This window comes from Lactococcus sp. S47 (genome assembly GCF_016517475.1).
Classification (GTDB): Bacteria; Bacillota; Bacilli; order Lactobacillales; family Streptococcaceae; genus Lactococcus; species Lactococcus lactis.
In genome coordinates, this window is record NZ_JACVUB010000018.1 from 1 (window position 1) to 9,286 (window position 9,286).

The following is a 9,286-nucleotide window of genomic DNA, read 5'->3' on the forward strand; positions in this document are numbered from 1 at the left end:
TAAAAAAAATTGCTGACAAGATTCATGTCAGTTCAATGCGACTACGGGGAGCATTGAAGTTGTAGTTAGAAAAATTGCTGACAAGATTCATGTCAGCAATTTTTCATTATTTCATTATTTCTTTATTTCATTATTTTATTTTTTCTATCACTAAAAATTTTACTGACAGACATTTTTATTCAGCAGGAACTTCTTCATCAGTCGTTTCTGCTGCTTCTTGAGCTTGATTAGAGATAACAATTTTATCATCAATCAAATCAGCAACCAATTCTTTGTATTCAGGGTGTTCAATATAGAAGTCAGCAATTGAATCTTCGATATTTTCTTGAATTGTTCTACGAAGTGGTCTTGCCCCCATTGCTGGATTGTAACCTAGATCAACTAATTTTTCTTTTGCTGCTTGAGTGACACTAAGATGAATATCATTACGTCCAATTTGTTCGTTGACTTCATCAAGCATCAAATCAACAATTTTAAGGAGATTTTCTTTGCTCAAAGCAGAGAATTCAATTATTCCGTCAAAACGGTTCATGAATTCAGGGCTAAAGAAATCGCCAAGCTGACCAAGCACTGATTTAGTTCGTCCCTCACGAGCAGCACCAAATCCGACAGAGGCTTCAACTTTACCAGTTCCGGCATTAGAAGTCATAATAATCAAACTATCTTTAAAGGATACTGTCCGTCCTTGTGCGTCTGTCAGACGTCCATCTTCAAGAATTTGCAAGAACATGTGCATTACATCTGGATGTGCTTTTTCGATTTCATCTAATAAAATCAAACTGTAGGGATTACGACGAACACGTTCAGTCAATTGACCAGCTTCTTCATAACCCACATATCCTGGAGGGGCTCCAATCAATTTGGCCACCGAATGTTTTTCCATGTATTCCGACATGTCAAAACGAATCATACTTTCGCTTGAGCCAAATAATTCCTTAGCCAATTGTTTAGCAAGTTCTGTTTTACCAACACCTGTTGGACCAACGAAAAGGAAAGAACCAATTGGACGATTAGGTTTACCAAGTCCCACACGAGAACGACGGATAGCTTTAGCAATCTTATCCACTGCTTCATCCTGACCAATCACATGTGCTTTCAAATCATCAGCCAAATTAATCAATTGGGTTTGTTCTTTTTCTTTCAAATCACCAACTGGAATATGTGTTTTTTGCTCAACAATTTGTTCAATATCTTTTTCAGTGATGACAGGAATTTCATCATCTGAAACTTCATGATTTTGTAATTCACGAAGTTTGGTTATTTGGTCACGGAAATGAGCGGCTTTTTCAAAATCTTCAGCCTGTGTTGCTTCATTTTTCTTCGTTTCTGCATCCGCAATCCGACGATTAATATCTTCAGGATCAACAAATTTCAAGGTTAGATTTTTCTTAGAACCAGACTCATCCAAAAGGTCAATGGCTTTATCTGGTAAGAAACGGTCTTGAATGTAACGATTTGACAAATGAGCGGCTGCTTCAATAGCCTCATCAGTGTATTTCACGTGATGATAATCTTCATAACGTGCTTGAATGCCTCGCAAAATAGTAATTGTTTCATCAACTGATGGTTCATCGACTTTAACTGGTTGCATCCGACGTTCAAGCGCAGCATCTTTTTCAATGATGCGATATTCATTGAGCGTTGTTGCTCCGACCAATTGAAGCTCACCACGCGCAAGCGCAGGTTTTAGGATATTTCCTGCATCCATATTGCCATCACCGGCAGAACCAGCACCAACAATTTCATGAATTTCATCAATAAACATAATCACATCATTACGTTTTCTGATTTCATCCATTAATTTTTGCATCCGTTCTTCAAATTGTCCACGAATTCCTGTTCCTTGAACAAGAGAAACAACATCAAGACGAATCACTTCTTTATTTTGTAGTTTTTGCGGCACATCTCCGTCCACAATTTTTTGCGCTAAACCTTCAACAACTGCTGTTTTACCAACACCAGGTTCACCAATTAATACAGGATTATTCTTAGTCCTACGATTTAAAATCTCAATGACACGTTTAATTTCTTCATCACGCCCAATCACTGGGTCAATTTCGCCACGACGAGCTGACTCTGTGATGTTAATTCCAAATTCTTCTAACATTCCTTTAGGTTGTTTTGCCCGAGGATTTTGTGGACCGCGCGGACCACGTCCACCTGTTTGTGTTGGTGGAGTTTGAGTGCTTGCTGCTCCATTAAAATCTTGACCGTGCAAAGCACTAAAGATATCATTAAATGGATTAAATGGTTCATCAGAATTTCCATTTGAGGCATTTCCTGCGCCAAATAAAGCTTCTTGACCGCCAGATTTCATAATTTGATAACAGTTTTGGCACAAATCAATTTGTTTTTTCTGACCATTTACACTTGTGTAAAGGTGAATCGTCGCTTCATTAATATTACAATTTTGACAAAGCATCGCTTTCCTCCTCTTAATTCTCAGTAATTAATTTTAAACTAATTTTCCCTTCACGGTTTGGAAGGAGTTAATCTAAAATCAGGACCAACTTCGATGTAAAGTTTTTTATATTTGAATTTTTTTGTGGTGATGACTAGAACTCGCTCATTATTTCGGACATCCCAAAACTCATTTTCACCATTTTCTCTGAACCAACCGCCATAGTACCAAGCGTTAGTTCCTGCTACTTTTTTATAGAATTTTGGTTTTTTCATATCAGAAACAAGTTGAACAGATTCCAAATTTTCCGGGTCAATCTTGATATGTTTTCTTAAAGAAAGAACTTTTCTTGCCCCTCTAAGTTCAATATCAATGCCACCATTTTTTTCAAAATAGACAGTAGTCGTCATTTTCTCTCCTTATTTATAATTTAAGTGATAACGGTTACTTTTATTTTACATCAAATTTAAAAAATCAATAAATCATTTCTCCCTTTTAAAATAAAAAGTTTGACCATATTTGACCATTGATAAATTTATTATAATCATTTTAGGAAAATTTAGCAAGTCTTTTGAACTTTATAAATAAATTTTTAATAAAAAATACTGACAAAGATGTCAGTAGAGCCAAAATATAATATAAAAAATTTAGCTTTTCCTTCAAGGTTTGTCAGTAATTTTTTTATTTTGTCAGTTAGCCTGCATCATCAATTTTCTTATATAATCGATTTTGATGAACCAAGATATAAATTGAAGCAAGAATGGCAATGCCGGCAAAAATATAAACAATGATATTTCCTGCTGACCAGCCATATGCTTGTACAAGCCAACCAATAACCAGAGTTGCTGTCACTTCACCAATAATGTACTGACAGAACCCCATCGTACCCGTTGACATTCCATTGGCAAATTTGGGGACAGCTTCATTGACCATCAGCCCAACAATCGTTGCTGGAGCATAAATGAAAGTTCCCATAATTAATAACACAATAATAATCAAAGTATGATTGGTCGCTGCAAAATAAGTAATCAGACAGGCAAGCATGGCAATCAATGAAACCAAAACCATAATGGCCCGACGGCCTTTAAGTAAATCAGTGATAAATCCGATGATAATAACACCAGGTACAGCTGCAAGTTCAAAAATTCCTGTCAGCCATTTTGCTGTTGAATTATCAAATTCTTTGACATTAACCAGATAGTTTGGAATCCAACTCATAATTCCATAACGAACGACATAGATTGACAATGAGGTCAAAATGACCGCCCACACGAGTTTATTTTTGACAATGTATTCAAAAAATATTTTAAAAACATTGTCATTAGAAACATCGCCTTCAACAATTTCTCCGTCTTTAATAACCACTTTGTCGCCAGAATATTCTTCAATTGTCGGTAATCCTTTCGTCGTTGGACGGTCAGAACCCAGAAATAAAACGATAATAGCAATGACAATCGAAACAATTGATGCTGTCCAAAAACTCCATTGAAGCGAAGCGCCGAAAAAGAAAGCAGATAAATTAATGACAGCCACACACATGAAAGCTCCAGCATTATGAGCTGATGACCAGATTGAAAATGCTGTCCCACGCGCCATAATCGAACCTTTTGCTTTTCGGCCAAACCATAAACCGACTAAACGCTGACAAGCCGCAGCTCCCATACCTTGCATAACCGAGTTAAGCAACATCAGAAAGACTATCATCCCAAAACTTTGGGTTGTTCCATAAAGCGCATTGATAATCGCTGACACAATCAATCCTGTTGCCACATAACGGTTTGGATTGGCCCGGTCAGCTAATGTTCCCATAATAAGCTTTGAAATTCCATAGCCAATCCCAAACATGGAGAGAATTGTCCCAATTTGTCCCATCGAAAAACCATAAGCCTTGGAAATATCATTTTGTTGAACGGTAAAGATCAATCGAATAATATAATAACCAATATAAACGATTGCCGTCGAAATTAAAACTCGAGTTTGCCACATTTTATACAACCGGGGAACTTTTTCCTCTGATATTTTTTGCTCCGCATCTGGAGCGGGTTTTAAGAATCCAAACATTTTGAATCCCCTTTCATTTTGATGAATTAATTATAACCCACTCCTATTTGAAATAAATTCCTGATTAAGCCATAATTTCAGGAATTTATTTTTAAATCAAAAAAATTTACTGACAGAATATAATCGTCAGCTTACATTACAATCTGTCAGTAAATCTCTAGCACTCAAACAATTGCACCGTATTCTTTATACTGTTTGTAAAGTTGGATTAAAAGGTGAATAATTAATTCTAAGGGGAGCATATTATTATAATCAACAAGGATTTTCCCTGACAGGTTCTTTTGATAAGCAAGCAAAAGCAAATCACTTTGTTCAACCAGCCTACTCTTATAGTTACCAGTAATAGCTAAAACCTTTTTTCCATCTCTTTTGGCCTTCTGTGCTGTTGCCACAATCAAATCTGTTTCACCTGATAAGCTAAGACCAATTACAAATGTGTTTCTAGGCAATTTTTCAAGATATGCTTGCATATTATCTTGATATAAGCTGACAGCTTTAACATCTAAAAATTGCAAATCTCTCGCAAATGAGTCAGCTATCCGAACAGATAATCCTCTTGAAATAATCACGACTGAAGCTGCATGAAAAATATTTTCAACAACTTTAGCTAAGTTTTCACTCTCTAGCAGCCTTACTGTCATTAATAATTCTTCAATATTTTCAGAGACAACTTGATTTGCATCTTTTGTCAGCCCATAAATCCAATCATGTCTATTTAATTTTTGTTTTTCCATATTTTTGTATTCAGAAAAACCAGAAAAATTTTTCTTTTTCAAAGTTCGAATAATTGATGAAGGACTGACATGGGCAGATTCAGCAATTTGAGCAACCGTCATTTGAATTATTTTTGCTTTATTTTCTTCTAAATAATTCCAAATATAAATTTCGACACTAGTTAAATGGTTCATAAAACTCCTCTGAATAAAACTAATTTTATATAATACAAACTGAATCATAATACATATTATCTCTAAAAAATATAAAAAAACTTACTGACAGTTTCATCAGCAAGTTTTTAAATTACATAAAGTCACGCAACGGTTTAGAACGACGTGGGTGACGAAGTTTTTTGATTGCTTTTGCTTCAATCTGACGAATACGTTCACGTGTCACTTTGAATTGTTTACCAACATCTTCCAAAGTATGCATGCGTCCATCATCAAGACCAAAACGCATTCTCAAAACATTTTCTTCGCGGTCAGTCAAAGTATCCATGACTTCATCTAACTGCTCACGTAAAAGAATACGGTTTGTATAATCAACAGGTGATTCGATTACATCATCCTCAATGAAGTCCCCAAGATGTGAATCATCTTCTTCACCGATAGGTGTTTCGAGTGAGACTGGTTCTTGAGCAATTTTCAGAACTTCACGAACTTTATCTGGCGCCATGTGCAACTCTTTACCAATTTCTTCTGGTGAAGGATCGCGTCCGAGTTCTTGCAAAAGATTACGTTGAACACGAATCAATTTATTGATTGTTTCAACCATATGCACTGGAATACGAATCGTGCGGGCTTGGTCAGCAATCGCACGTGTAATTGCTTGGCGAATCCACCATGTGGCATAAGTCGAGAACTTGAATCCTTTTGTATGGTCAAATTTATCCACAGCCTTCATCAAGCCCATATTTCCTTCTTGAATCAAGTCCAAAAATTGCATTCCACGTCCAGAATAACGTTTTGCAATTGAAACAACCAAACGCAAGTTAGCTTCGGCAAGCATTTGTTTCGCAAATTCTGCCCCTTCACCACCAGCAATAATTGCTTCAGCAAGTTTTGTTTCTTCATCAAGAGAAATCAATGGATAACGTCCGATTTCTTTAAGATACATGCGAACAGGATCATCGATACGAACATTCGTAACAATTTCATCCATTGCAGTATCTGAAACTTCTTCTTTTTCAATTTCATCAGTGACAAGAGCCAAAGGACTTGGATTTCCATCTTTATCCACAATTGAAATTCCTGCATCTTGAATTTGTTTAAACAAGTCTTCAAGCGCATCATCAACAATCCCAAATTTAACAGAAAGTTCATCCATGATTTCTTCATCAAGTGCTTCACCCAAAGGTTTACGTTTGGTAATATAGCTTTTAACTGCTTTTTCATAAGCTTTTACGTTAAAAGTATCACCATTTTCTTTGACTTCAACTCTTGCTAATGTTTTAGGACTATCCATCTTTTCAACAACAACAGGTTTAACATTTAATGCTTCAAGAAGACGACGTTCTTCACCAGGTCCAACTGAACTTGAATGTGATTTTACAAGTAAGCCAATTTCTTGAGCCTTCTCAACCAAAACACGGTTTTGAACGCCAGTTTCTTTTGAAATTTGACTTATTCTTTTTTTATTTGCTGCCAATTCGCTCCTCCTCTTTGGGTAAAACTACTGACAAAACTGTCATTAAATAGACTAGCCAATTGTCAGTAAAAAATTATCATAATTTTTTCTTTTGGTTAATAATCTGAAGGGTTAACTCTAAGACACGTTCTTTGTTTCCTGCTTTCTCAGCAGTTGCCAACTGTTGAATGAGTTCTTCAAATTTTATTTGTTCCATTTCATTAGAAAAAATGGAAACTAAGTCATTAATTTCCTGACTTGATGCTGTATCAGGCAAATCTAAACTTATAATCTGGTAAAACAGACTACGTTCTTCGTCTGACAGCTCACTTGCTAAGTGTGATTCATCAATTTGTTCATAAACCATTGCTTCAAGCAAGATTTTATCAAATAAATCTTGATAACGTTTATGGACGAATCTAAAATTTTCATCTTGAGAAAATTTTTTCAAAACTGATGAATGATAAATCATTCGATGGAGTAGCATTTCTTCGGCTTTTTCCGAACGTGACAACTTAGGAACTTGAACAGATGGTTGAACAACTTGAGCCGATTCACTTCTTCTGTAAGTTTGTTGAGTTTTAACATTATTCTCATAATAAGCCTCCTCAAAATCTACAGGCATGACCGATTCAAGACTAGAATAATCATTTTCGTCAGTAAAACTTTCGGTCAAACTTGAAGCATCTAAATTACTGACAGGATGGTCAGTAATTGTCATATTTTCACGCCGTAAATTTACAGCCTGCTCCACTTGATTATACTCGAAATCAGGCAAAATCTCAACTAATTTTCTTATATAGGCATCCTGAGCCGTAATCGATGGAAGCTTTGCAATCATTGGTGAAATCTGTTCAATAAAATCAAGTTGCGTTTGTAAATTAGCAAGGTTTTCAGGTCTCAAATAATCAATTAAAAATTCAATGGGTTGAATACGCCCCGTTTCCATTAAGGCAGATAATCCCTTCAAACCATAATTTTTAGAATACTCATCTGGATCAAGTCCTTCTGGAACCTTTACAATCTGCACAGCAGATTCACCAATCAAATCAATGGCCTTATAAATTGCATTTTGCCCAGCAGAATCTCCATCATAAACTAATACGAATTTTTTTGCCATTTGTTTCAAACGGCGGACGTGTTTTTCGGTTAATGCCGTCCCCATTGAGGCAACAACATTATTTATTCCAGCTTTATAAGACGCAATAACATCCATAAAACCTTCCATTAAATAGACTTCATGCTGCTTTGAAATTGTTGGTTTTGCTTTATCTAAATTCCAAAGTTCATAAGATTTATCAAATATAGTTGTTGCTGAAGTATTAATATATTTGGCTTTAGAATCATCATTTTCCTGCCATTTACGTCCAGAAAAACCAATTGTCTGTCCATATTCGTTGGTGATTGGAAACATGATTCGGTTCGTAAAAGCATCAAAAACTTTATTATTTGAGAAATGAAATAAACCAGACTTTGCCATAATTTCTTCATCAAACTTATTTGATAAATTTTTAAAAATAAAATCATTTTCTTCAGGAGCTAAACCAATATTAAATCTCTTGATTACATCATCAGTAATCCCCCGCTCCTCAAGATATTTCCTAGCCCGTTCACCCAACTCCGTTGACATCAATAGAATATTGTATAAACGAGCAGCCTGGTTATTGATTTCAAACAATGGTGCATTTGGATTATTTTTTTCTTCTCTATCATCAGAAATGTTAAGAGTAACTCCTGCAAAATCAGCCAGTTCCTTAACAGCATCAACGAATCCAACTTGATTGTATTCTTTTAAAAACTCAATCGCATCACCAGAGCGCCCACAACCAAAACAATGATAAAAACCTTTTTCAGCATTTACATTAAAGGAAGGAGTTTTCTCACCATGAAAAGGGCATAAACCAGTATAATTCTTACCTGTACGACTTAAAGCAACATACTGTGAAATTAAATCAGCAATATTAACTTTTGACTTTAAATCATTAACAACCTCAGTGTCAAGTGAAACCATAATCTCCCCCTTCATCCCTACGATTAATCATAAAAGTAATCTCATAAAATAAGTATAACACTTCAGAAAGGTTCTTAATCATCATTCATTTTCTAAAATAAATATAACTTACGAAATCTTACTGATTTTATGGCTTTAAAGTCTAAAAGACGCCTATTAAAGAATAGACGTCGAACAAAGGGGGGTAAGGGATTCGAACCCTCGCGCCGGTTTCCCGACCTAACGATTTAGCAAACCGTCCTCTTCAGCCTCTTGAGTAACCCCCCATAGGCTTATTAACAATGAATAGATACCTTACATATCCATTATGGGAATTCCAGGATTCGAACCTGGGACCCCTGCGTTATCAACACAGTGCTCTAACCAACTGAGCTAAACTCCCAAAATATTAAGTTAAGCGGATGACGAGAATCGAACTCGCGTAGCCAGCTTGGAAGGCTGGGGTTCTACCATTAAACTACATCCGCTAA

6 protein-coding genes and 3 tRNA genes are annotated in these 9,286 nt (G+C 35.8%); all 9 read right to left on the reverse strand.

Going from position 1 to position 9,286, the window contains the following annotated elements; all coding sequences use genetic code 11:
• Window positions 1-175: 175 nt before the first annotated feature.
• Window positions 176-2,422 (reverse strand): ATP-dependent Clp protease ATP-binding subunit, encoded by a 2,247-nt coding sequence (locus IAE52_RS11275; RefSeq protein ID WP_012897283.1) that lies wholly within the window; start codon window positions 2,420-2,422, stop codon window positions 176-178.
• 50 nt (window positions 2,423-2,472) lie between these two features.
• Window positions 2,473-2,811 (reverse strand): hypothetical protein, encoded by a 339-nt coding sequence (locus IAE52_RS11280; RefSeq protein ID WP_058219638.1) that lies wholly within the window; start codon window positions 2,809-2,811, stop codon window positions 2,473-2,475.
• 283 nt (window positions 2,812-3,094) lie between these two features.
• Window positions 3,095-4,462 carry an MFS transporter gene (locus IAE52_RS11285; protein ID WP_058204329.1) on the reverse strand — a complete coding sequence of 456 codons (1,368 nt, stop codon included), beginning with the start codon at window positions 4,460-4,462 and terminating at the stop codon, window positions 3,095-3,097.
• 164 nt (window positions 4,463-4,626) lie between these two features.
• The gene (locus tag IAE52_RS11290) at window positions 4,627-5,370 is read right to left on the reverse strand and encodes a MurR/RpiR family transcriptional regulator (protein WP_010905438.1); all 744 of its coding nucleotides are present in this window, start codon (window positions 5,368-5,370) and stop codon (window positions 4,627-4,629) included.
• Window positions 5,371-5,482: 112 nt separating this feature from the next.
• Window positions 5,483-6,643, reverse strand: a complete 1,161-nt coding sequence (gene rpoD, locus IAE52_RS11295) for an RNA polymerase sigma factor RpoD (protein WP_026138868.1) — start codon at window positions 6,641-6,643, stop codon at window positions 5,483-5,485.
• A 259-nt stretch (window positions 6,644-6,902) separates the two neighbouring features.
• On the reverse strand, window positions 6,903-8,816 hold the full coding sequence (gene dnaG / locus IAE52_RS11300; RefSeq protein WP_109990669.1) for a DNA primase: 1,914 nt from the start codon (window positions 8,814-8,816) through the stop codon (window positions 6,903-6,905).
• A 178-nt stretch (window positions 8,817-8,994) separates the two neighbouring features.
• Window positions 8,995-9,082 (reverse strand) — tRNA-Ser (locus IAE52_RS11305).
• Window positions 9,083-9,124: 42 nt separating this feature from the next.
• A tRNA-Ile gene (locus IAE52_RS11310) sits at window positions 9,125-9,198 on the reverse strand.
• Between the two features lie 14 nt (window positions 9,199-9,212).
• Window positions 9,213-9,283, reverse strand: a tRNA-Gly gene (locus IAE52_RS11315).
• Window positions 9,284-9,286 lie beyond the last annotated feature (3 nt).